The sequence below is a fragment of the Xanthomarina arctica genome (assembly GCF_014638915.1).
Lineage (GTDB): Bacteria > Bacteroidota > Bacteroidia > Flavobacteriales > Flavobacteriaceae > Xanthomarina > Xanthomarina arctica.
In genome coordinates, this window is record NZ_BMFQ01000003.1 from 634057 (window position 1) to 659016 (window position 24960).

The following is a 24960-nucleotide window of genomic DNA, read 5'->3' on the forward strand; positions in this document are numbered from 1 at the left end:
TAAATGTGAAACAAATATAAAAAACTAATAGCCTTTCTTATTAAATTTATAAGAATATTAATGATTAAAAATTATTCCGGAGCTATGGTCTCTTTTTGCTCCAGTAACACTACTCAAACAATTTACTTCTTCCCGTAATTTTAGCACCCCTAGAAAACCAAAAACCAAAGCCTCTTTAAACTCAACCAGCTCATTCTCTGGTATAATTAAACTATTAGAAGTCCTTCCTTCAATTTGTTTTATTAAAAACGAATGGTAAGCACCACCGCCTGTAACCAAGACCTTAGCTTTGGGTTTTTTATTTATTTCCTTTGAAATTTGCATAGCTACATGTTCCACAAATGTTCTTAAAACCGTTTCTACAGGAAGTTGAAAACTATCTATTAAGGGAAAAACGTGCTGATTCACCCATTCTAAGCCTAAAGATTTAGGAGGGTTTTTCTTATAAAAGTCCAAGCTGTTTAATTGATTTAACAGCTCTAAATGGATAATCCCATTAGAAGCAATTAGGCCTTTATCGTCATAATCCAAACCCAATAATGAGACATAATGATTTAAAGCAATATTTACGGGACAAATATCGTATGCTATTCGTTCATTTTTTATTTCAGTTGAAATATTAGCGAAACCACCTAAATTTAGGCAAAAATCAAAATCTGAAAACAACAATTTATCACCTATTGGAACCAAAGGAGCTCCTTGACCTCCAAAAGCAACATCCTGAACTCTAAAATTGCAAACAATGGGTGTTTTTAAAATATCATATATAATAGGTAAATTCCCTATTTGATAAGTCATACCTTTCTCTGGCTGATGCAAGGCTGTATGTCCATGAGAGCAAACGGCGTCTAAGTCTTTAATACCATTTCGTGTAATAAAATCCTGGATAATAGATCCCAAATAGGTTGTATATTCCATATCAATCTCTTGAATATCTTCTAAAGATTTTGAAACCACATGTTTAAGAATATCATACCACTTCTTGGAGTATGGAACCGTAGATGACGAATGTATTTTATAACTCCAATCACCTTCAACATAAGTAAAAGTTAGGTTTACTAAATCCACTCCATCTAAAGATGTTCCGGACATGACGCCAACAATGTGATATTCGGATTTATTCATATCCCGTAAAAATAACAATCCCTTTTGAAAAAATACTAATAAAAAAGTATCTTTGTGCTCTATTAAAAAAAATTACAATTACAGAAAACTATGGATTTTAATCTAACAGAAGAACACATTATGATTCGCGATGCTGCTCGCGATTTTGCACAAACCGAATTACTGCCAGGTGTAATAGAACGCGATAATGCTCAAACATTTCCAGAAAGCTTAGTACGCAAAATGGGAGAACTTGGATTTTTGGGGGTTATGGTAGATCCAAAATATGGTGGATCTGGCATGGATGCAATTTCATATGTGTTAATTATGGAGGAATTATCTAAAATAGATGCTTCGGCCTCTGTTATGGTTTCTGTAAACAATTCATTGGTTTGTTATGGTTTAGAATCTTATGCTAATGAAGCCCAAAAAGAAAAATATCTTACAAAATTAGCTAAAGGTGAAATTATTGGAGCTTTTTGCTTAAGCGAACCAGAAGCAGGTAGTGATGCGACTTCGCAAAAAACAACTGCCATAGATATGGGAGATCATTATTTATTAAACGGTACAAAAAACTGGATTACTAATGGTGGTCGTGCGGGAGTTTACTTAGTAATTGCGCAAACAGATAAAGATAAAGGACACAAAGGAATCAATGCATTTATTCTTGAAAAAGGCATGCCAGGATTCGATATAGGTCCAAAAGAAGATAAATTAGGGATTAGAGGTAGCGATACGCATACCTTACAATTTAACGATGTAAAAGTACCTAAAGAAAACAGAATTGGAGAAGATGGTTTCGGATTTAAATTCGCAATGAAAACACTTTCTGGTGGACGTATCGGAATCGCTGCTCAAGCCTTAGGAATTGCCGCTGGAGCTTATGAATTAGCTTTAAAATATTCTAAAGAGCGTAAAGCTTTTGGTACAGAAATTTGTAATCACCAAGCTATTGCTTTTAAATTAGCAGACATGGCTACCGAAATTGAAGCTGCAAGAATGTTAGTAATGAAGGCTGCTTGGGATAAAGACCAAGGTAACAATTACGACATGTCTAGCGCTATGGCTAAACTTTATGCCTCTCAAGTTGCCATGACTCATACAGTTGAAGCTGTGCAAATACACGGTGGAAACGGTTTTGTAAAGGACTACCATGTAGAACGTTTAATGCGTGATGCAAAGATTACACAGATTTATGAAGGTACTTCAGAGATTCAAAAGATTGTAATTTCTAGAGGTATTATAAAAGGTTAATATAAAATAACACCATATCAATTAAGGACTCAACATTAGTTGGGTCTTTTTATTTTAATAAAAATTCAAATAATTTCCACATCCAAAAAAATACTTTTTACTTCCATTTCCCCATTATGACATAGAATTCAAATAAATAATGGGTTAAATTTCTTTGGTAAATCAATCAGCTGCAAGCTTAATCCCAATCATGTTACATATCTTGTGTACTTTGTTACAATAGTGATATCCCTTTCCTCCATCCATATGTAATTTTGTTTAAACAATAATTTTAAAATTATAAAGATGAAAACAAAAGGGACACTAATATTAGCAATGATGTTTTGCTTTTTAACAAATGCCAATAACATTACAGTTAGCAATATTTCATTGGAGAACTTAAATGAGCCCAACTGGGTTCAAGTAGAATTTGATCTAAGCTGGGAAAATTCTTGGAGATTAAGTGCTGGACCATCAAATTGGGATGCCGCATGGGTAATTATTAAATATCGTGTAAACAGTGGAGATTGGGCTCATGCGCAATTAAGCACATCCGATTTTGTTGCAGCTACAGGAAGTACCATAGATGTTTCGAGTGATGGCCTTGGAGCTTTTATTTACAGAGATAGCGATGGAAGCGGGGATTTAAATCTGCAAAATATGCGTTTACGCTGGGACTATGGTTCTGTAAACACCAACGATATTATCGATATACAAGTATTTGCAGTAGAAATGGTCTACGTCCCTGAAGGTGCATTCTGGGTTGGAGGAACTTCTGGAGATGAAGTAGGTAAATTTTTTGAAGGAGGAAATTCTACAATGTCCTATGAAATCACTTCAGAAAATGCCATTACAGTTGCCAATAGTGCAGGAAACCTTTATTATGACACCTCTGTAGGCGGATCAAGACCGGGAGATCAGTTAGGCCCGATCCCAACAGAATTCCCAAAAGGGTTTCAAGCATTTTATACTATGAAATATGAAGTAACGCAAGGGCAATGGGTTGATTTTTTCAACACCCTGACTCCCACTCAGAAAATCACTAATGACGTGACTGATGCTGATGGTAAAAGTCAGGACACCGAACTTAACAGGAACGGCATTTCTTGGTCTGACGGCAGTTCTAATGCCACAACTACGAGTCCTGATTTACCACTAAATTACATTAATAATCTTCGATTAAACAGCTATTTGGATTGGGCTGGATTGAGACACCTTACAGAATTGGAATATGAAAAAGCTTGTCGTGGACCAATTGCACCTAAACCAGGAGAATTTGCTTGGGGAAATGCTAACATTGCCACCACTAGTTATACTTATATTAATCTTGGACAACCTAATGAGCAAGTTAGCAACCCTGAAGAAGGCGTTGGGAATATTATTTATGGGGAAACTAACGGAACTCCAACTGGCCCAAAACGTGCAGGAATACTGGCAGCCAGTGCCATCAACAATAACAGAGAAGAGACCGGTGGAAGTTATTACGGCATTATGGAGCTTTCGGGAAATCTATATGAGCGTTGTGTTACGGTTGGATTACCTGAAGGCAGAATATTCGATGGTATGCCCGGTGATGGTGTTCTAACTGAATCCGGATTATCTAATCAACCAAATTGGCCATTAAGTAATGGAGAAGGAATAGGATACAAAGGAGGGTCTTATTTTAATGGCTCAAATTTTATAAGAGTTTCAGACAGGTTCGATGCGGCATCAGTACTTGCTGGAGCTAACAACAGATTAGGGTTTCGTGGGGCAAGATCAATAGATTAAAATAAATATATTATGATTCATAAACTATATATTATTATAGCTGCGTTCTTAATTGCAAATAATCTAAACGCCCAATTTATTGGAGGAAGCAATGACGGAAGCGATCTAGCGACATTGCATGGAAGTAAGTTGAATGGAAATATTGGATCCCTTTCCGTGCTTTACCAAGGCACATCCGGCGATGGCCATGATGCCCATAGCAATCAGTTACTGCTAGCTGTTAATAATTTTGAGATATACCATGGTAGTTCAGGTGATGGATTTTCAAAAGATATTGCCTCTTTAACAATTTCCGGAAGCAACATGAACAGTTTATATTATGGGAATTCTGGCGATGGTCATTCACGTAATGGCTTTCAGTCGATACTTAACGGACAAGACTTAAGTATTCTTTATAAGGGCAATGTAGGTGATGGTTCTGATTATGCTATACTAAATTCCGCTTTTTTAGAAGGATTTATCACCTCTATTTTTAACGGTGGAAATGGTGATGGATTTTCTAAATCATTTCAGCCCGACAATTATTTGTCAGGCTTAATACTAATACTTTTTAACGGTGGTAATGGCGATGGTTTTGCAGTAGACACTTTCACATCTACTTTTACATTAGACTTGGTGGAGCAATTAATAAAAATGAATATTTTACTATATCCAAATCCTGCAAGTCATGTCGTGCACTTAAAACCTAATGAAGGAACAATTATTGACTATGTTGAATTATTTGATGTTTCAGGCAAGAAAATCATGATAAATTTATCAAATAATAACACTATTAATGTATCTAATTTATCTGAAGGCATGTACCTATTGAATATTTTCACTCCTAATGGACATGTATCTAAAAAATTAATAGTAAAAAAATAATACATACCATACTTGAGCAAAAAGAGGTTGTCTAAAATCATTTTATAGACAACCTCCTTTTAATTCTATGCCTTAAATATTTCATTAACTAGCTTGGTTCAATGGAACGATATAGCTATCTGCTTCGAAATATTTTTCAGATTTAATAATGTTAAGTAACCAATCTAAATGGTTCTCAGATTTTCTTCTAAAGTTGTAATTTAAAGTTGCTTCCATAATTATAGTGTTTAAAAATGAACACTTCAAAATTACAGAATGAGACTATATTTGAATAATTATTTAGTCAAACAACATATATATTGCTCTAAAAAACATAGAGTTACAAAAAAATACGATTAAAAACAGGTATTTCCTATACCAAAGAAACACAACACATACTTTTAATAATTACAGATCTTACAATCTTCTTTTTCTTTAATTTCTCCAACTAAAAAACCTTCAGAATTCATTTTTAAATCGCAACAATCCATGTATCCTTTAGCAATAAGTTTTCTGGCTCTTTGTATTTGCGACTTGACAGTTGGTAGAGAAACATTCAACTCTTTGGCCACTTCTGCCTGTTTTAAGCCTTTTATGTCAGCCAAAAACAATGGGTCTCTATATTTTTTGGGCAACTGTTTTAAAATGCCGTACAAACAATCATGTTCCGTATGTTTATTAGTTTCAATTTCAGAGTAAGTTTCGGTTTGAGATTCTGAATACGGCATTTTATGCTCCCTAAAATAATCCATAACTGTATATCTAGCAATAGAAAAAATCCAGGCTTTCATCTTAGCTTCATCTTTTAACGTCTCCTTTTTGGTGTGAATTTTAATAAAAGTGTCTTGAAGTAAATCGTCTGTAGCCGTTGCGTCCTTCACTTGAGCCAAAATAAAGCGCTTAACATCTTCGGCATATAGATTCCAAATTGTTTGAGTAGTCATAGGTTATAAATTAAAAAAACAGCATCTTAATTAGTATAAAATTACTAAAAAGATGCTGTTTCTTTGGTGTTTTAAGATAACTTAACAATTACAATTGCTACATGTACAATTCTCACAGGTGCAATTTTTACAATTTCCATCTTTGCAACCAGAGCAGTTGCAGGTACATTCTTTATTTATCATTTTATTATATTTAAAGGTTCATATAATAGACGTAGATGTTTTGAAAAAGATGCAACTATTTTGATTTTTTTTAAATTCTATTGAAGCAAAAAAACTCAGCTCGCACAATTGGAGTTGTATTAATCTTTCAAAAACAAAGAATCTTGTTGCCACTTTTGTGGATTCATATCTAAATAATTAGAAATATTATGATATGCCTTTTGTGTTCTAATAATATGATCGTAAAAAGAACGCTGCCAAGAAAAATCATTAAAACCTTTCTCATGAATCAATTTAGACGAAGTGGTCTTAAAAGCACCAACTAAACTTGATAACGATTTTATTTTAATCTCCTTGTCTGTCATTTTCAAACTATCTATTTCAATTATTGCATGAACATGATTAGGCATTACCACAAAATTATATAAAACAACATAAGGATATTGTGTTTCCAGCCACAGCATTTTATCCTGAACTATTAAACCAAAGGAATTTAATTTCATGATTTTATTGAATGGATTGGGATCGATTTTATCGTTATTGATAATATTTTTATTTCTTATATCCTGTACGGACAGCTCGCGAGCTGTCCCAACAACAACCTCCCCAAAACAACACAATCTATCTTTTACACAAATCGTTACGAAATATAAATGATTACTTGAATAATCAAACCCTTTCATTCTATTTCGTTTCCTGTTTTTCATTTTAACGATAATTATTTATAAATGCTGGGACAGCTCGCGAGCTGTCCCAGCATTTATCATTTACTCCAATAATTTTAAAACACTATAAATTAACAATTAAATATAACCAATTTTATTCATTAATATTTCCTTTCCCGAACGGACAGCTCGCGAGCTGTCCCTTCCCATAAAAAAAAAAAATGCTTCAATCTTGCCTTATCATTGCAAAAAAGAAGCATTCTTCTAAAACACTTAATAATATATTATACACAAACAGTTAACTCGTATGGTATCGTATCTATTACATATTTCGTCTATACTGTCCGCCTACTTCAAATAGAGATGAAGTAATTTCACCTAAAGAACACACCTTACAAACATCCATTAAAGCTTCAAAAATATTTTCATTATGAATGGCTCTTACTTGAAGATCTTTTAGCAATCCTTCAGTATTATTTGCTTTTTGAAGATTCTCTAGCGTTTTTATCTGGAACTGTTTTTCCTCTTCCGTAGCGCGAATAACTTCTGCTGGTTGAACCGTTGGAGAGCCTTTAGAACTTAAAAAGGTATTCACTCCAATAATAGGAAATTTCCCATTATGCTTTAAAGTTTCGTAATACAAACTCTCTTCTTGAATTTTAGAACGTTGGTACATGGTTTCCATAGCTCCTAGAACACCTCCTCTTTCAGTAATTCTATCGAATTCTAAAAGAACAGCTTCCTCTACCAAATCGGTTAATTCTTCAATAATAAAAGAACCTTGAATTGGGTTTTCATTTTTAGCCAACCCTAATTCTTTATTAATAATTAACTGAATAGCCATAGCACGACGTACAGATTCTTCTGTTGGCGTTGTAATAGCTTCATCGTAAGCATTTGTGTGCAACGAGTTACAGTTATCGTAAATAGCGTATAAAGCTTGAAGCGTTGTACGGATGTCATTAAAGTCAATTTCTTGAGCATGTAAGCTACGTCCCGAGGTTTGAATATGGTATTTCAGCATTTGTGCTCTTGCATTTGCTCCATATTTATTTTTCATGGCTTTAGACCATATTTTCCTTGCTACACGACCAATAACCGCATATTCCGGATCGATTCCATTCGAGAAAAAGAAAGAAAGGTTTGGGCCAAATTTATTAATATCCATCCCTCTACTTAAATAGTATTCTACATAGGTAAATCCGTTAGACAATGTCAATGCTAATTGTGTAATTGGATTGGCTCCTGCTTCTGCAATATGATAGCCAGAAATAGAAACCGAATAAAAATTACGCACATTATTTTCTATAAAATATTCCTGTACATCACCCATTAAACGCAAAGCGAATTCTGTTGAAAAAATACAGGTATTTTGGGCTTGGTCTTCTTTTAAAATATCTGCTTGAACCGTACCTCTAACTTGAGCAATCGTATTCATTTTAATTTCAGCGTAAACGTCTGCTGGCAAAACCAAATCGCCAGTAACGCCTAAAAGCATTAAACCTAAACCATTGTTTCCTTCTGGTAATTCCCCATTATAAGATGGTCGGGTTTTACCTTTATATATTTTAGCAATTTTCGCTTCAACTTCTTTTTCTAAGCCATTTTCTTTAATGTAGAACTCACATTGTTGATCTATAGCCGCATTCATAAAGAAAGCTAATAACATAGGTGCTGGACCATTAATAGTCATACTCACCGAGGTCATGACGTTGGCTAAATCGAAACCAGAATATAATTTCTTAGCATCGTCTAAACAACAAATTGAAACCCCTGCATTTCCAATTTTCCCGTAAATATCTGGACGTAAATCTGGATCGTTTCCGTAAAGTGTAACACTATCGAAGGCTGTCGATAATCGCTTTGCTGGCAATCCGGCACTTACATAATGAAAACGTCTGTTGGTACGTTCAGGACCACCTTCACCTGCAAACATTCTTGCGGGATCTTCCCCTGTTCTTTTAAAAGGATATAATCCTGCTGTAAACGGGAATTCCCCTGGTACATTTTCTTGCAAACACCATCTTAAAATATCTCCCCAAGCTTGGTACTTTGGTAAAGCTACTTTAGGAAGTTGCGTATGAGAAAGGGATTCTGTATGCGTTTCAATTTTTATTTCTTTCCCTCTTACTTTAAATGAATAAATAGGGTTTTTATATTTATTAACTTTTTCGTCCCAACCAGTAATAACCTCCCAATTGTATGGGTCAAGATTTAGTTTTACTCTGTCGAACTCAGCCAACAAAAGCTTTAAGAAATCTTTATTATCTTCAGTCTGAGACTGGCGAAGACCGTCACTATCAATACCATGCTTAGTCAAACTTAGCTTGATACCTGAAACAGATTCTATGGTTTTACAAATTCCATACAGTTTCTGAGCCACATCAACTTGTTCGATAACTTTTTTATCGTAAGCACGATTGCTTTCAGAAATTTCAGATAAATAACGTGTTCTTGATGGTGGAATCACAAAGATTTTTTCGCTCATTTCTGCTGATATTTCAAAAGTAGATTTCAAATCAGAGTCTACTTTTTCAACCAATTTATCCATTATCGCTTTGTAAAGCGTATTCATTCCAGGGTCGTTAAATTGCGAAGCGATAGTACCATAAACAGGCAATTCATCTTGTGGTGTATCCCAAAGATGATTGTTGCGCATGTATTGTTTTTTCACATCACGAAGCGCGTCTAATGAGCCACGTTTGTCAAATTTATTAATAGCGACTAAGTCGGCAAAATCTAACATATCTATTTTCTCCAACTGTGTTGCTGCTCCAAATTCTGGAGTCATAACATAAAGTGCCACATCTGAATGCTCTATAATTTCTGTATCTGATTGTCCGATTCCAGATGTTTCCAAAATAATTAAATCGTATCCAGCCGCTTTTAAAACCTCAACGGCTTCATGTACATATTTGGATAAGGCCAGATTAGACTGACGGGTCGCCAAACTACGCATATAAACTCGAGGAGAATTAATCGCATTCATTCTAATTCTATCACCTAAAAGTGCACCACCTGTTTTTCTTTTTGAAGGATCTACAGAGATTAAACCCACTGTTTTTTCAGGAAAGTCGACTAAAAATCGTCTAACCAACTCATCTACCAAAGAGGATTTTCCTGAACCACCTGTTCCTGTAATTCCTAAAACTGGCGTGGTAGAAGATTTATTTGTAAGATGAATTTTATCTAAAGTACTTTTTGCTACTTCTGGGAAATTTTCAGCAGAAGAAATAACTCGAGCAATAGCTTTAGCATTTTTCTTCGGAAGTAAATCTATTTCATTAGTTAAAGAATCTCCAATAGCATAGTCGGATTTCTGTACCAAGTCATTAATCATTCCTTGAAGTCCTAATTCTCTACCATCGTCTGGAGAATATATTCTAGCAATTCCATAATCCATTAATTCTTGGATTTCAGAAGGTAAAATAACACCACCACCACCACCAAAAATCTTGATGTGCTCTGAACCTCTTTCCTTCAACAAATCGTACATATACTTAAAATACTCATTATGACCTCCTTGATAGGAGGTTAAACAAATAGCATTAGCATCTTCTTGAATGGCTGTATTTACTACTTCTTCAACACTTCTATCATGACCTAAATGAATAACTTCTACTCCAGTTGCCTGAATAATTCGTCTCATGATATTTATTGCTGCATCATGACCATCAAAAAGGGCGGCTGCAGTTACTATTCGTACTTTATGTTTGGGTTTATAAGGCGCTATAGGTTCCATGTATAAAATCGTTTTTTTTAGTGGCACAAATTTACGTAATATTCAACAAACACAGCGTACTACTTTTAGTTTATAATCTCTATTCGACTCCTCAAAGAATATATGATTGCCTTATATTTGCAAAAAAAATATCATGATTAAAAAATGTTTTGCCTTTTTATTTGTTATCAATTTCTTATCCTGTGCCGAGTTGCAAGAGGTGGTAAATCAATTACCAGAAGGAACCACAGGAATTAGCAATACAGAAATAGCAGCTGGATTAAGGTCTGCCTTGGAATTGGGAATTAACTTACAGGTAAACAAGCTTACTCAAACAGACGGGTTTTACAATAATAGTTTGGTAAAAATAATGCTTCCTGAAGAATTACAAAAAGTTGATAAAGCACTAAGAAACATTGGATTGGGCTCTTTGGCTGATGAAGGTTTAAAAGTTTTAAATCATGCGGCCGAGGATGCTGTTGGCACAGCTACACCTATTTTTGTAAAGGCAGTAAAAGACATCACTTTTAATGATGCTAAAACCATTTTACTAGGAAGTGATGATGCAGCATCTCTTTATTTAGCAGGAAAAACTGAAGCGTCGTTATATACCGAGTTTCAACCTATAATTAACCAGTCTTTTCAAAAAGTAGGAGCAGACAAAATCTGGGCTAATTTAATTAGCAAATACAACGCCATCCCTTTTACAACCAATGTAAATCCTGATTTAACAGATTATGTTACTAAAGAAGCTCTTAAAGGAGTTTATACCATGATTGCTGTTGAAGAAAAAGATATTAGAACAAAATATTCTGCGAGAACAACTAATTTATTGAAACAAGTTTTTGCTTTACAAGATTCAAATAGATAAAAATTAGTTATTTAAACTTAAGTTGATATTAAGTTAACACAAAAGGGCTAAAAAAAAGCAACCTTTGTATTGATTTTATTTCAATATGGAAAATTTCATTCTTCTGTGAAAATTTGAATTAAGTTAGTTATTAAGATTAAAAATCGATTCGTGGTGAATCGATTTTTTTTTATCAACAAATTGAAGATTTAACTTGCTGAATTCTATTATTTTAGATATATTTAATTTTCAAAGGGGTCAGCAATGGAAAATTTAAGTAAAATCAAACAAAACCAAATCAAGTTACAATTACGCTACAAACAACTTATAGAACAGGCCTATAATCTTCGTGAAACAGATTCTGCTATGAGTGATATTTCAGAATTTAAAGCTATTAAGCTTTTAAACAAATTAAATAGATTACGGTATTTAAGTAGAGAACCTGCAAAAAAACAGCTGTTATAAACTTAAATGTTTTTAGTAATAAACTAGTAGAATAGAAGTCTTAATCTTATAATTTAGATCTAAGTGTTTTGAAATATTTAAAAGATTTAGCCAATCTAGATCCATACCACGAAAATAATTCGCCATCAACTAACCAAACTTTCGCTTTTGGAAATTTTAATTTAAGAGCTTGAACATGCTCTTCTTTAAAAGGAAAAGGCTCCGTAGAAAGCATGACGACTTCAACATCCTTATCCAAGTCTTTTTCCAAATCAATTTCTGGATACCTATCTAAATCACCAAAATAATTTTCAAATTTAGCCTCTCTTAACAAAGCATTTATAAAATTATTATCTGCAGCAACCATCCAAGGATTTTTCCAGATAAAATAGGCTGTTTTCACTTTAGGTTGCTCTTTAATAAATTCTTGAAATTCTAATTGTTGATTTTTAATACTGGTAATAATACCTTCAGCTTTAACTTCTACGGAAAATAGACTTCCATACATTTTAATCAATTCCAAACAATCATCAATAGTATAAATATCACTTAAGTGAACTGGAGCTATTTTCTCCAATTCTTCAATCATTTCAGCCGTATTCTCTTCCTTATTACAAAGAATAATGTCTGGGTTAAGAGCTTTTATTTTATGATAATGAACCTGCTTGGTTCCGCCAACTATAGCTATATTAGAGAGAAGATGCTGTGGATGGACACAGAATTTGGTGATGCCAACAAGCGATATTTCTAAACCTAAATCGTAAAGCAATTCGGTTTGTGAAGGGACTAAGGAGACTATCCTCTTAGGAATATAATTTATTTGAATGGTTCTATTTAACTGGTCTTTCATTTATATAGTTTACAGTCGCAGTCGCAGTTTTCAGGCTCAGTCATGCGAAAAACTGTGACTTTTTACTGTGACTGCAAACTCAAGATAATTTCCATTTGCATTTGCAATTCTTTTGCTTTCTCGGCTGCAGCTTCTGCAAAATCTTCTTGATTGGAAGCGTAAATAATACCTCTTGAAGAATTAATAAGCAAACCAACATCTTTGTTCATACCGTATTTACAAACATCTTGCAGATTCCCTCCTTGTGCGCCCACTCCTGGAACTAATAAAAAGCTATCTGGAACTATGCTTCTAATTGCAGCAAAGTACTCGGCTTTTGTAGCACCAACAACATACATTAAGTTTTTAGAGTTTTTCCAAGTTTTTGACGTTTCTAAAACCTGTTTGTATAATTCTTTTCCTTCAACTAATTTCGTCTGAAAATCGAAAGCGCCTTCATTTGAAGTTAATGCCAACATAATAGTATGTTTATTTTCAAAAGCCAAGAAAGGTTCTATAGAATCTTTTCCCATGTATGGAGCAACTGTAACGCTATCAAAGCCTAAATCTTCGAAAAAAGCTTTAGCATACATGCTACTGGTATTCCCAATATCTCCACGTTTTGCGTCTGCAATGGTAAAGATTTCAGGATGTTTTTCATTCAAATACTTAATAGTTTTCTCTAAAGATTTCCAGCCTTTTAAACCATAAGCTTCATAAAAAGCCGTGTTAGGTTTGTAAGCCACACATAAGTGATGCGTAGCATCGATAATGGCTTTATTAAAAGCAAAAATGGGATCTTCTTCTTTTAATAAATGCTGTGGTATTTTATTTAAATCAACATCTAATCCGATACAAAGAAAGGATCTCTTTTTTTTGATTTCTGAAATAAGTTGGGTTGTCGTCATCTTATAAAAAAAGCCTCAAAAGAGGCTCGGTTTTAAATCACATCAGTGTTTGCTTTTAACTTTTCGGTGTTTTCCGCTAACTGAAGTTCGTCTATAATTCTTTGTATATCGCCATTTACAATATTTCCTAAATCGTAAAGCGTTAATCCAATTCTATGATCTGTTACACGCCCTTGAGAGTAATTATAAGTTCTAATTTTAGCACTTCTATCTCCAGAACTCACCATGGAACCACGCTTAAGAGCATCTTCAGCATTTTTCTTTGCTAATTCCATCTCGTACAATCTAGAACGTAATACTTTAAACGCTTTCTCTTTATTTTTATGTTGCGATTTTTGATCTTGACACTGAGCCACTAAACCAGTTGGAATATGTGTTAAACGCACAGCAGAATAAGTAGTATTTACCGATTGTCCTCCAGGACCAGAAGAACAGAAAAAATCGACACGTACCTCTTTTGGGTTAATTTCCACATCAAACTCTTCAGCTTCTGGAAATACCATAACGGTTGCCGCACTAGTATGCACACGACCTTGAGTTTCAGTTTGTGGTACACGTTGTACACGGTGCACACCAGCTTCAAACTTTAAAGTTCCATAAACATTGTCTCCAGTAACCTCGAATTGAATTTCTTTAAATCCGCCGTTGGTACCTTCACTATAATCTACAGTATCTACTTTCCAACCCTTGCTTTCGCAATATTTAGAATACATTCTAAATAAATCTCCTGCAAAAATACTGGCTTCGTCTCCCCCTGTTCCTGCACGTAATTCTACTACAGCATTTTTAACATCTTCAGGATCTTTAGGAATTAAAAGCACTTTAATAGCATCTTCTAATTTAGGAATACCTTCTTTAGCTTCGTCATACTGCATTTTAGCCATGTCAACCATTTCTTGATCGCTTCCATCAGCAAGAATTTCTTCAGCCTCCTTCAAGTTTTCCGTAAGCTCAATATATTCCTCACGTTTATCCATTAATAAACGTAAATCCTTATATTCTTTGTTTAACTCTACATAGCGTTTTTGATCTGTCATTATATCTGGTTGAATGATCAAATCACTAACCTCATCAAAACGTTGCTTTACTATTTGTAATTTATCTAACATGTAGCTTTTTAAATTGTTTGACAAAAATACGATAATTTATGAATTGTTATATCTTATGGTCATGCAAATTATTTTTAACCGAATTAACTAAAATAATTACTTCAAAATTCCGTTTCCCATACATGATACAACGCTTTGGAGCTATATTAATTTTCTATAAACCTTATGTTATTTGGTCATTTGGTGTCACACTTTTTTTAATGGCTTTTAAGTCCAACTTAGTGGTTATCTTTATTGCAAAGCTATTTTTAATTGCGTTTTTATGGTATTTTTTATCTGAAACCACTGCGAAACGCAAACTACTTTTTTATAAAAACTTGGGCATTTCTACCTTCAAACTTTTCAGTACCCTATTTATTATTGATATCTTTATAACCAGCCTTATTTTTAAGCTGATTGATGTCTTTATATGATTTTAGAATTAGATAATGTCGAACTGTATTTTAAGGATAAACGCATTCTTAATGGCATATATCTGAAAGCTCAGACAGGTGAAGTTACTGGAATATTAGGCAGCAACGGTTGCGGAAAAAGTTGCATCCTGAATATTATTTTTGGAACTCTAATTCCAAAATATAAGTTGATTCGTTTAGACAGCAAGCCCATTTTAAAACCACTTTATCAAACAAAACTAGTTAAGTTTCTACCTCAACTTCCCATTATACCTAATAACCTGAGACTTAAAATGGCTTTCAAATTGTTTCAAGTGAATTGGGATGAATTTATTTCCCATTTTGAATCCTTCAGCATCTATAAAAACTACAAATTTCATCAACTGCCCGGTGGCGAACGGCGCATCGTGGAAACCTATTTATTATTAAAAAGTCCGGGCAAAATTATTCTTTTGGATGAACCATTTTTACATGTTGCACCTTTATATATTGAAATAATAAAAAAACTGATATCTGAAGAAAAGCAACGAAAAATCATCATAATTACGGATCATTTGTATCGCGATATTATAGAAGCCAGCGATAGATTATATCTCATAAAAGATGGTCATTCTAAACTGATTACCGATTTAAAAACGCTTGAAGACTTTAAATATATTAGTCAAAATACGCTATAAAAAAAGAAGCTATTTCAATTGAAATAGCTTCTTTTAAATTTAAATTATAATTTAGATTATCCACATTTAGAAGAACCACAATCCTTGCAGGTTAAACAGCCTTCTTGGTAAATTAAATTTTCTGAACTACAGTTAGTACAAGTTTGCCCTTTAGCCTGAGTTCCATCTTCTACATAGCGTTTAATTGCTCGAACAACCCCATTTTTCCAGGTATTAATAGACTCGTTATCCAATTGTAAACTATTAATTAAATCTACAATTTTATCGATTGGCATGCCATGACGTAAGGTACTTGAGATTAGTTTGGCATAATTCCAGAACTCTGGGTTGAACTTATGAGACAAACCTTCAATCGTGGTTTTGTAACCTCTAATATTGGTATATTGAAAATCGTAACGCGTTGTGCCATCTTCATTTCTATTCTTAATAATGAGTCCTTTATTAGCCCAACGTGGAATTAAAATCCCATCTTCATCATCTGCTAAACCAGTAAATACTTCGTAAGGTTTTCCATCGATCAAACCAATAAAAGCAATCCATTTTTCTTTATTATTTTGAAAACGAACCACATCTGCTTCCAGCACTTGCGGACGTTTTGTTGGAAAAGTTGTTAGAATTTCTAGTTCTTCTTCCTTCTTTTCTTCGTTTGAAATTAATACTCCAGAACGCGAACCATCTCTATAAACAGTAACACCTTTGCAACCTGCTTCCCAAGCTTCCATATATAGTTGTCCAACCAATTCTTCGGTGGCATCGTTTGGTAAATTGATGGTTACACTAATTGAGTGATCCACCCATTTTTGCACAGCTCCTTGCATGCTTACTTTACTCATCCAATCCACATCGTTGGAAGTGGCTTTATAATATGGCGATTTTTCAACTATAGCATCCAATTCTTTTTGGTCGTAATTTGCTGAAACTTCATATCCGTTAACTTCCATCCATTGTTTGAATCTGTGATGAAACACCACATATTCTTCCCAAGAATCTCCAACTTCATCTACAAAATCAACACGAACATTTTTATCGTTTGGATTTACTTTTCTTCTACGTTTATAAACTGGCATAAAAACTGGCTCAATTCCTGAAGATGTTTGTGTCATTAAACTAGTTGTTCCAGTTGGAGCAATAGTTAGCAAAGCAATATTTCTACGGCCATGTTCTAACATTTCGTAATACAACTTATCGTCTGCTTCTTTTAAACGTTGGATAAACGGATTGTTTTTTTCACGCTCAGCATCGAAAATAGCGAATGCACCTCTATCTTTTGCCGCATAAACTGACGCTCTGTAAGCTTCAATTCCCAATGTTTTATGTACTTCAACAGAAAAGGCATTTCCTTCTTTACTTCCGTATTTAATACCTAAAGCCGCAAGCATATCTCCTTCAGCAGTAATACCAATTCCTGTTCTACGTCCTTCGTTTGCTTTCTTTTGAATGTTTAACCAAAGGTTTCTTTCGGTAGCTTTTACCTCATCTACTTCTGGATCTGCATCTATTTTTTCAATAATAGCATCGATTTTCTCTAATTCTAAATCGATAATATCATCCATGATGCGTTGCGCTACATGAATGTGTTTTTTGAATAATTCGAAGTTAAATTCTGCTTTATCAGTAAACGGATTTTCTACATATGAAAATAAATTTATGGCTAACAAGCGACAAGAGTCGTAAGGACAAAGAGGAATTTCTCCACATGGATTTGTCGAAACGGTTTTATAACCTAAGTCTGCATAGCAATCTGGAACAGATTCATTAATGATCGTATCCCAAAATAGAATTCCAGGTTCTGCCGATTTCCATGCATTATGAACAATTTTCTTCCAAATTTTATTGGCTTCTATCGTTTTTGAAAACTTTGGGTTTTCACTAAATATTGGATATTTCTGAGTATAGGTTGAATTTGCTTTTACAGCTCTCATGAACTCATCGTCTATTCTAACGGAAACATTTGCTCCTGTCACTTTCCCTTGCTCTAATTTAGCATCGATAAAATCTTCAGAATCTGGGTGATTAATAGAAACTGATAACATTAAAGCACCACGACGCCCATCTTGAGCCACTTCGCGAGTAGAATTAGAATAACGTTCCATAAATGGAACAATACCGGTTGATGTTAAAGCTGAATTTTTCACTGGAGATCCTTTTGGACGTATGTGCGATAAATCGTGACCAACACCACCACGACGCTTCATAAGCTGCACTTGCTCTTGGTCGATTTTCATAATGCCTCCATAGGAATCTGAATCACCTTCATTTCCAATAACAAAACAATTTGAAAGGGATGCTATTTGGTATGGATTTCCAATTCCAGCCATAGGACTTCCTTGTGGGACTATATATTTAAAGTCTTTAATTAAATCAAAAACTTCTTTTTCAGATAAAGGATTTGGGTAACGCACCTCGATTCTTGCAATTTCTTTAGCAATACGCTTATGCATATCGTTTGGCGTTAACTCGTATAAATTACCGTCAGAATCTTTTAAGGCATATTTATTTATCCAAACGCGAGCGGCTAAATCATCGCCTTTGAAGTACTTAACAGATGCCTCAAAGGCATCGTCTTGAGAATATGTAGGAGGGAGAACTTTTGATTGGGTTTTTGTTGGCATGTTTATGGATTAATTTAAAATTTAATATTCTTTTTTAGGAACTGTAAAGAACGTGAAAATTTTAAACTTAAAGCATGATAAAAATCACAAAGTTTACAAGAAATATTAATAAAGAACTGATTATCAGTTTTTTAAAATTTATTAACAATAAAAAGTTAACAAATAATTTATTTTATTTTAAAAGGCTACAACCACGCCTACACCTAGTATTTGCTTCCATTGCACCTTCGCACCTTCGGTTTCATAGTCACCTTCTACATCCGTTTCAACAAGTGTTTTTACATCATTATCGTACTTTAAATGTGATCCAAAATTAGCTTTCATGAAACTATTCACCTTAAAATCGAAATTGATCTGCCAATCGACATCGATATTCCCAAAATCATTTAGGTAATCTGTATAAAGTCCCACATAATTATAAAGCATGACATTTTCAAAAATTTGAGCTTCGTATGCACTTGTCAAAAGAATACCTACTTCTTTTCTAATATGCTCCCCTTTTTCAATTATGTTACCTTCACTATCGTAAACAGCGGGAGTTACACCAAAAGAGCCTGCATTTGCTAAGGCATCGTCCAAAACAAAAGTAGTTTTCACTGTTAATGGCGAAAAATAAACTGAGAATTTATCTATATTCTTACCATATTCTAGTCCTCCCCCAATATACAAATAACCAGGAGCCATAAATTGCGACAAGACGTATGTATCGTCTGGATAATTATAACCTTTTGTAAATTGTGTTTTAAAATTAAACCTAGAAGAAAAATACCAATTGGTAGTTTCATTATTTCTATAACCAAGAGTTGAACTCAAATCAATTATATCGTCTGTTTTTCTTAAACCTTGATTTTCCTGCTTATTGATACCATACCGAGTAATCACTAAGTTTTGCCAAATAAGATGTTTGTAGCGATATTTTAAGGCTCCTTCAAAATTAAACAAAGCAGAGATAGAATTACTTCCACCTGAATTCCAATTCACAAAAGCTACCTCACTTAAAAGTGCACTTGCCTCATTTTTTTGAGTCCACTTTGGAATATTGATATCTTCAATTTTAAAGAACAATGAATCTGGCTGGGCAGATATAAATTGAAAGCTAATAAAAGATAAAATGAATATGACTCTCTTCATTAATCGGAAATTTTAAAAAAAAATACTAATAAACAAACTCTCCAAACTCACTAGAAATAGTAAGTTTCTTTTTTTCTGACGCCTCTACGCGACCTATAATTTTAGCATCAACCTGAAAAGATTTGGAAATAGCTATAATATCTTGAGCCACTTCTGGAGACACATACAGCTCCATACGATGACCACAATTGAATACTTGATACATTTCCTTCCAATCTGTTTTAGATTGCTCCTGAATAAGTTTAAACAACGGAGGAACTGGAAACATATTATCTTTTACAATATGAAGTTTATCAATAAAATGAAGAATCTTTGTTTGAGCCCCACCACTACAATGAATCATTCCATGAATAGTGTCGCTTTTATATTTAGACAAAATGCTTTTAATAATTGGCGCATAGGTTCTGGTTGGAGACAAAACAAGTTTCCCAGCATTGATAGGCGAATTTTCTACAGCATCTGTAAGTTTTACTTGACCGGAATAAACCAAATCTTCAGGAACTGAAGCATCGAAACTTTCGGGATATTTTTCAGCTAAATATTTATGAAATACATCGTGTCTTGCAGAAGTTAGTCCGTTGGAACCCATACCTCCATTATACTCCTTTTCGTAAGAAGCTTGACCAAAAGATTCCAAACCAACAATAACATCTCCAGGTTTGATATTTGCATTATCTATAACATCACTACGCTTTAATCTAGCGGTAACTGTAGAATCAACAATTATAGTCCTAACTAAATCACCAACATCTGCCGTTTCTCCACCAGTGGAATGAATAGTCACACCAAAAGATTTTAATTCGGCAAGAAGCTCTTCGGTACCATTAATAATTTCCGAAAGCACTGCGCCAGGAATCAGGTTTTTATTTCTTCCTATGGTTGAAGATAGCATGATATTATCTGTAGCTCCAACACAAAGCAAGTCATCGATATTCATAATAAGCGCATCTTGAGCGATGCCTTTCCAAACTGAAATATCTCCTGTTTCTTTCCAATACATGTAAGCCAAGGAGCTTTTGGTTCCAGCTCCATCAGCATGCATTACCAAACAGTAATCAGAATCGTTTGTAAGATAATCTGGCACAATTTTACAAAAGGCTTTAGAAAAAAGCCCCTTATCAATATTTTTTATAGCGTTGTGAACATCTTCTTTGGAGGCTGAAACACCTCTTTGCGAATACCTTTTACTTATTTCTCCACTCATGAAATTGGTTTGAAATGCAAAAGTAAGAATTGTAATTTATTTAAACGTTAATTATAGGTTTGGAATTATTAATAGTAGGCAGGTTTACATTAGTTTTAACTTTTCTTTTAGAACCCCTATTAGATTACACCTTCTTGAAAAGAATTTTTAAGCAAAAAAAAAAAACTAGCTTAACAATGAATTAAATTTTCATTATTAAACTAGTGTGAGTTCAATTTAAATGTTTTAAAGAATTCTTAAAACTTACTTATTTTTGTTTCTTGATGAACAATTAAATCTTGCTGCGATTTCACTTTATTATCTTCACTATTTCTTTGTGAAAAAATAAATGTTGCAGCCATAAGCATAAGAACACTTATTATGAGCCTTTTCATGTTAAATATGTATAATTGATTAATAGCACTGCTAAAGTACTAAAAAACAACCTACTTCATTTGTCAAAAATCACTTTTTCGTTGACATACAAAATTAATCAGTCAAACGACACTAGCCCTATTTAATAAGAAAGAGTCCTGATTAATAGGACTCTTAAATTTGATCTTTTATTTTAAAATTAGAATTATTTAGTAAACAATAATTCTCTGTATTTTGTTAATGGCCAAAGCTCGTCGTCAACCAATAACTCCAACTTATCACAATGATATCTAATATCATCGAAGAATGGTTTCACTTTAGAACAATAGGCATGAGCTTTAATCTCGAGATCTTCAATATTATTAGATATCTTTCTTTCGTTTGTCATTTTAGTAACATTCGAATTTATAGATTCAATATGACTTGAAATCTCTTCAATTAATGCCATTTGCTCTTTAGCTAATTTCTTAAATCCATCTCCATAGATTTCTTTAAGTCCCTTAACATTTTCGATCAAGATGTTTTGGTATCTCACCGCTGTTGGAACCACATGATTTCTAGCTATATCTCCTAGCACACGTCCTTCTATTTGAATATGAAGCACGTATTCCTCCATTTCTATTTCATAACGAGAAACAGATTCAATCTTATTCATTACACCCAGATCTTCAAAAAGCTTAATAGCCTTTTTAGACACCTTTGCTTTCAAAGCTTCAGGAGTTGTCTTAAAATTGCTTAGACCGCGTTTTTTAGCTTCTTTTTCCCAAGCTTCTCCATAACCGTTACCTTCAAATAAAATATTTTTAGACTTTTTAATATATTCTCTTAGAATATTAAAGATGGCTTCGTCTTTCTTTAAACTTTCTTTAGCAATTAACGCATCGACTTCTTTCTTAAACTCAATTAATTGATTTGCAACTATGGTGTTTAAAACCGTCATAGGATTCGCGCAGTTAGCAGTAGAACCTACGGCTCTAAATTCGAATTTATTCCCCGTAAAGGCAAAAGGTGACGTTCTATTTCTATCTGTATTATCTAATAATATTTCAGGTATTTTTCCAACAACGTTTAGTTTAAGATCTGTTTTCTCTTCTGGAGACAACTTGCCATTTGTAACATTTTGCAACTCATCCAAAACACTTGTTAGTTGTTCCCCAATAAAAACGGAAATAATGGCGGGAGGCGCTTCGTTTGCTCCTAATCGGTGATCGTTACTAGCAGAAGCAATAGAAGCTCTAATCAATTCTTCATTATCGTGAACTGCTTTGATGGTATTTATAAAAAAGGTTAAAAACTGTAGATTGCTCATAGGTGTTTTCCCTGGGCCTAATAAGTTTACACCTGTATTTGTACTTAAACTCCAGTTGTTATGTTTACCAGAACCATTAACACCTTTAAAAGGTTTTTCATGAAAAAGAACTTTAAAATCATGACGTTCTGCTACTTTATGCATTACATCCATTAATAAGGAGTTATGATCCACGGCTAAATTAGCTTCATCATAAACGGGAGCCAACTCAAATTGATTTGGAGCAACTTCGTTATGTCTTGTTTTAACTGGAATACCTAGCAACATACATTCGGTCTCCAAGTCACGCATATACTGCATGGCTCTAAGTGGAATAGTCCCAAAATAATGGTCATCTAACTGTTGTCCTTTGGCTGAAGAATGTCCTAGTAACGTTCTACCTGTTAGTTGGATATCTGGTCTTGAAGCTGCCAAACCACTATCAATTAAAAAATATTCTTGCTCCCAACCTAAAGAAGCATTCACTTTTTTTACATTTTTATCAAAATATTTACACACATCTACCGCTGCTGTATCAATAGCCTGCAAGGCACGTAATAAAGGCGTTTTATAATCTAAAGCCTCACCCGTATAGGATACAAATACCGTTGGAATGCACAAAGTTGTCCCATAAATAAAAGCTGGAGAAGTAGGATCCCAAGCAGTATAACCTCTAGCTTCGAACGTATTTCTAATCCCTCCATTTGGAAAACTTGAAGCATCTGGCTCCTGTTGTACCAACTGCCCACCACCAAATTTCTCGATGGCACGACCATTACCTATAGGCTCAAAAAAAGCATCATGTTTTTCGGCTGTCGAACCCGTTAATGGCTGAAACCAATGCGTATAATGTGTAACACCTTTAGAAATTGCCCACTCTTTCATTCCAGTTGAAATGTGATCTGCAACGCTTCTATCTATTTTTGAACCATTTTGGACAGCATCCATAACACTATTGAATGCCTCTTTAGTAAGGTATTGTCGCATTTTATCTTCATTGAAGACATTTCTTCCAAAAAGAGCTGAACGACGTTCATTTTCTTCAATTTTAACTGGTTTTCTATTAAGCGATTTCTTAATAGCGTAGAATCTTAAGGTTGACATATTTTGTTTGTTAGTTGTGAATATTTCAGGACAAATTTATAAAAAAAATTCATTACATAACAACTTACCCCCTAAAAATATAGGGGTAGACTTATAAAATTAACAAATCAAGGAGTCTTAACCCTATTTTTCGCCTGCAAATGCCATATAAACGAACAATATATAAGCACCAAGTAGAATAAACCCTTTAATTCTACCAATTTCAAACTTTTTAGGTAATAGCATGAAAGGAATCAGGATGGCCGCGAAACCAATCATCCAAAAAATATCATTAGTTAATATTTTAGGATTATCTAAAGCAATTGGATGTATCATGGCTGTTAGCCCAATTACAGAAGCGATATTAAAAATATTGGAACCAATTAAGTTTCCTAACGAAATGGCTTTCTCTTGTTTCATGGCTGCAATAACTGAAGCTGCTAATTCAGGAATACTAGTCCCCATAGCTACCATAGTTACAGAAATAACCCGTTCGCTAACGCCGTAAGACATGGCCACATCTTTCGCTCCAAAAACCAACCATTCACTACCAAAATAAAGAGAGCAGCCACCAATTAATAGCCAAACAATAATTTTAAAATTGGATGTTGTTTGTAAAGCATCATCTACCTCTTCTACATCCACCTCTTCTTTGCCTTTAGAGCGTTTTATTAATATGTATAAGAAAACTATTAAGGATACAAAGAGCAATAACCCTTCTGTAAAATTAATAACCTGTCCACTTTGCAAAACAAAATACAAGGCTATTGACAAAAGCATCATCATGGGCCAATTAAGCTTATAAAAATCGGGACTTATTATTAAAGGTGAAATAATTGCAGTGATCCCCATAACCAATCCAATATTTGCAATATTTGAACCAATTACGTTTCCTAAAGCAATATCCGGCGAACCATCTAAAGCGGCTTGTAAGCTTACTAAAAGTTCTGGAGCAGAAGTTGCAAAAGAAACAACAGTCATTCCAATAACCAATTTTGAAATATTAAATTTAAAAGATAATGCAACAGAAGAACGCACTAAAAACTCCCCTCCTACAACTAACAAAATCAAACCTAGAATAATCCAAACAATGCTCATAAACTATTTTTTTGCAAAGATAACATTTACTTTGAAAAGTTAGCGAAAACTAAAAATTTCGTTAAATAACTAAATTTACAGTTGTATAACTATAAAAATAGTTGTATGTTTGAACTTCAATAATAACAAGTTTTCCAATTCAATGGAAACGCAAATAGATTTTCAATGCAAAAATTAACAAATAAAGAGGAAGAAATCATGCACATTTTATGGAAGCTTGAAAAAGCATTTGTAAAAGATGTTTTAGCAGAAATAGATACGGAAAAACCACATTACAATACGCTTTCGACCATTATTAGAAACTTAGAAGAAAAAGGATACGTTGGATATCATGCTTATGGAAAAACACATCAGTACTTTCCATTGGTTACCAAAGAAGCTTACAAAAAACGCTTTATGACTACAGCTATTGAAAACTATTTTAATAGCTCTTACAAAAATGTGGTTTCCTTTTTCGCCAAAGAAGAAAAAATTAGCGTTGACGAGCTAAAAGAAATTATCGCTTTAATAGAAAGCAAGTCCAATTCTAAAAAATAATA

20 protein-coding genes are annotated in these 24960 nt (G+C 33.7%); 7 read left to right on the forward strand and 13 right to left on the reverse strand.

Annotated features, from left to right (window positions below; all coding sequences use genetic code 11):
- Window positions 1-57: 57 nt before the first annotated feature.
- The gene (locus tag IEV77_RS14065) at window positions 58-1125 is read right to left on the reverse strand and encodes an anhydro-N-acetylmuramic acid kinase (RefSeq protein ID WP_188465899.1); all 1068 of its coding nucleotides are present in this window, start codon (window positions 1123-1125) and stop codon (window positions 58-60) included.
- 90 nt (window positions 1126-1215) lie between these two features.
- Here IEV77_RS14065 and IEV77_RS14070 point away from each other — a divergent pair, with 90 nt between their 5' ends.
- From IEV77_RS14070 to IEV77_RS14080, 3 genes are all read left to right on the forward strand, one after another.
- Window positions 1216-2358, forward strand: a complete 1143-nt coding sequence (locus IEV77_RS14070; RefSeq protein ID WP_188465901.1) for an acyl-CoA dehydrogenase — start codon at window positions 1216-1218, stop codon at window positions 2356-2358.
- Window positions 2359-2643: 285 nt separating this feature from the next.
- Window positions 2644-4107: an SUMF1/EgtB/PvdO family nonheme iron enzyme gene (locus IEV77_RS14075; RefSeq protein WP_188465903.1), complete on the forward strand. Its 1464-nt coding sequence runs from the start codon at window positions 2644-2646 to the stop codon at window positions 4105-4107.
- Between the two features lie 12 nt (window positions 4108-4119).
- Window positions 4120-4971 (forward strand): T9SS type A sorting domain-containing protein, encoded by an 852-nt coding sequence (locus IEV77_RS14080; protein WP_188465905.1) that lies wholly within the window; start codon window positions 4120-4122, stop codon window positions 4969-4971.
- Between the two features lie 84 nt (window positions 4972-5055).
- On the opposite strand, the gene IEV77_RS17565 is transcribed toward IEV77_RS14080, so the two are convergent.
- The 4 genes from IEV77_RS17565 to IEV77_RS14095 form a co-directional block, all read right to left on the reverse strand.
- The gene (locus IEV77_RS17565) at window positions 5056-5187 is read right to left on the reverse strand and encodes a hypothetical protein (RefSeq protein WP_262891662.1); all 132 of its coding nucleotides are present in this window, start codon (window positions 5185-5187) and stop codon (window positions 5056-5058) included.
- A gap of 164 nt (window positions 5188-5351) precedes the next feature.
- Window positions 5352-5894 (reverse strand): sigma-70 family RNA polymerase sigma factor, encoded by a 543-nt coding sequence (locus IEV77_RS14085; protein ID WP_188465906.1) that lies wholly within the window; start codon window positions 5892-5894, stop codon window positions 5352-5354.
- Window positions 5895-6196: 302 nt separating this feature from the next.
- The gene (locus IEV77_RS14090; RefSeq protein WP_188465908.1) at window positions 6197-6763 is read right to left on the reverse strand and encodes a transposase; all 567 of its coding nucleotides are present in this window, start codon (window positions 6761-6763) and stop codon (window positions 6197-6199) included.
- Between the two features lie 280 nt (window positions 6764-7043).
- A complete protein-coding gene (locus IEV77_RS14095; RefSeq protein WP_188465910.1) occupies window positions 7044-10463 on the reverse strand; it encodes a methylmalonyl-CoA mutase family protein in 3420 nt (1139 codons plus the stop codon).
- 133 nt (window positions 10464-10596) lie between these two features.
- Between IEV77_RS14095 and IEV77_RS14100 the strand changes: the two genes are divergently transcribed.
- On the forward strand, window positions 10597-11313 hold the full coding sequence (locus tag IEV77_RS14100) for a DUF4197 domain-containing protein (protein WP_188465912.1): 717 nt from the start codon (window positions 10597-10599) through the stop codon (window positions 11311-11313).
- A 243-nt stretch (window positions 11314-11556) separates the two neighbouring features.
- Window positions 11557-11757, forward strand: a complete 201-nt coding sequence (locus IEV77_RS14105; RefSeq protein ID WP_188465914.1) for a Lacal_2735 family protein — start codon at window positions 11557-11559, stop codon at window positions 11755-11757.
- A gap of 46 nt (window positions 11758-11803) precedes the next feature.
- Here the strand turns inward: IEV77_RS14105 and IEV77_RS14110 are convergent, their stop codons facing one another.
- The 3 genes from IEV77_RS14110 to prfA form a co-directional block, all read right to left on the reverse strand.
- Window positions 11804-12586, reverse strand: coding sequence for an ABC transporter substrate-binding protein (locus tag IEV77_RS14110; RefSeq protein ID WP_188465916.1), 783 nt, complete (start codon window positions 12584-12586; stop codon window positions 11804-11806).
- A gap of 62 nt (window positions 12587-12648) precedes the next feature.
- Entirely contained in the window at window positions 12649-13473 is an 825-nt protein-coding gene (gene pyrF, locus IEV77_RS14115; RefSeq protein WP_188465918.1) for an orotidine-5'-phosphate decarboxylase, read from the reverse strand.
- Window positions 13474-13505: 32 nt separating this feature from the next.
- On the reverse strand, window positions 13506-14582 hold the full coding sequence (gene prfA / locus IEV77_RS14120; RefSeq protein WP_188465920.1) for a peptide chain release factor 1: 1077 nt from the start codon (window positions 14580-14582) through the stop codon (window positions 13506-13508).
- A 409-nt stretch (window positions 14583-14991) separates the two neighbouring features.
- Here prfA and IEV77_RS14125 point away from each other — a divergent pair, with 409 nt between their 5' ends.
- Window positions 14992-15651 carry an ATP-binding cassette domain-containing protein gene (locus IEV77_RS14125; protein WP_188465922.1) on the forward strand — a complete coding sequence of 220 codons (660 nt, stop codon included), beginning with the start codon at window positions 14992-14994 and terminating at the stop codon, window positions 15649-15651.
- A 56-nt stretch (window positions 15652-15707) separates the two neighbouring features.
- Here IEV77_RS14125 and IEV77_RS14130 read toward each other — a convergent pair whose 3' ends face one another.
- From IEV77_RS14130 to IEV77_RS14150, 5 genes are all read right to left on the reverse strand, one after another.
- Window positions 15708-18263, reverse strand: a complete 2556-nt coding sequence (locus IEV77_RS14130; protein ID WP_188465924.1) for an adenosylcobalamin-dependent ribonucleoside-diphosphate reductase — start codon at window positions 18261-18263, stop codon at window positions 15708-15710.
- Between the two features lie 177 nt (window positions 18264-18440).
- A complete protein-coding gene (locus tag IEV77_RS14135; protein WP_188465926.1) occupies window positions 18441-19394 on the reverse strand; it encodes a DUF3078 domain-containing protein in 954 nt (317 codons plus the stop codon).
- A 25-nt stretch (window positions 19395-19419) separates the two neighbouring features.
- The gene (locus IEV77_RS14140) at window positions 19420-20598 is read right to left on the reverse strand and encodes an AIR synthase related protein (RefSeq protein WP_188465928.1); all 1179 of its coding nucleotides are present in this window, start codon (window positions 20596-20598) and stop codon (window positions 19420-19422) included.
- Between the two features lie 559 nt (window positions 20599-21157).
- The gene (locus IEV77_RS14145; protein ID WP_188465929.1) at window positions 21158-23344 is read right to left on the reverse strand and encodes a glutamine synthetase III family protein; all 2187 of its coding nucleotides are present in this window, start codon (window positions 23342-23344) and stop codon (window positions 21158-21160) included.
- Between the two features lie 123 nt (window positions 23345-23467).
- The gene (locus tag IEV77_RS14150; RefSeq protein WP_188465931.1) at window positions 23468-24421 is read right to left on the reverse strand and encodes a calcium/sodium antiporter; all 954 of its coding nucleotides are present in this window, start codon (window positions 24419-24421) and stop codon (window positions 23468-23470) included.
- Window positions 24422-24586: 165 nt separating this feature from the next.
- Between IEV77_RS14150 and IEV77_RS14155 the strand changes: the two genes are divergently transcribed.
- Window positions 24587-24958 (forward strand): BlaI/MecI/CopY family transcriptional regulator, encoded by a 372-nt coding sequence (locus IEV77_RS14155; protein WP_188465933.1) that lies wholly within the window; start codon window positions 24587-24589, stop codon window positions 24956-24958.
- The last annotated feature ends 2 nt before the right edge of the window (window positions 24959-24960 follow it).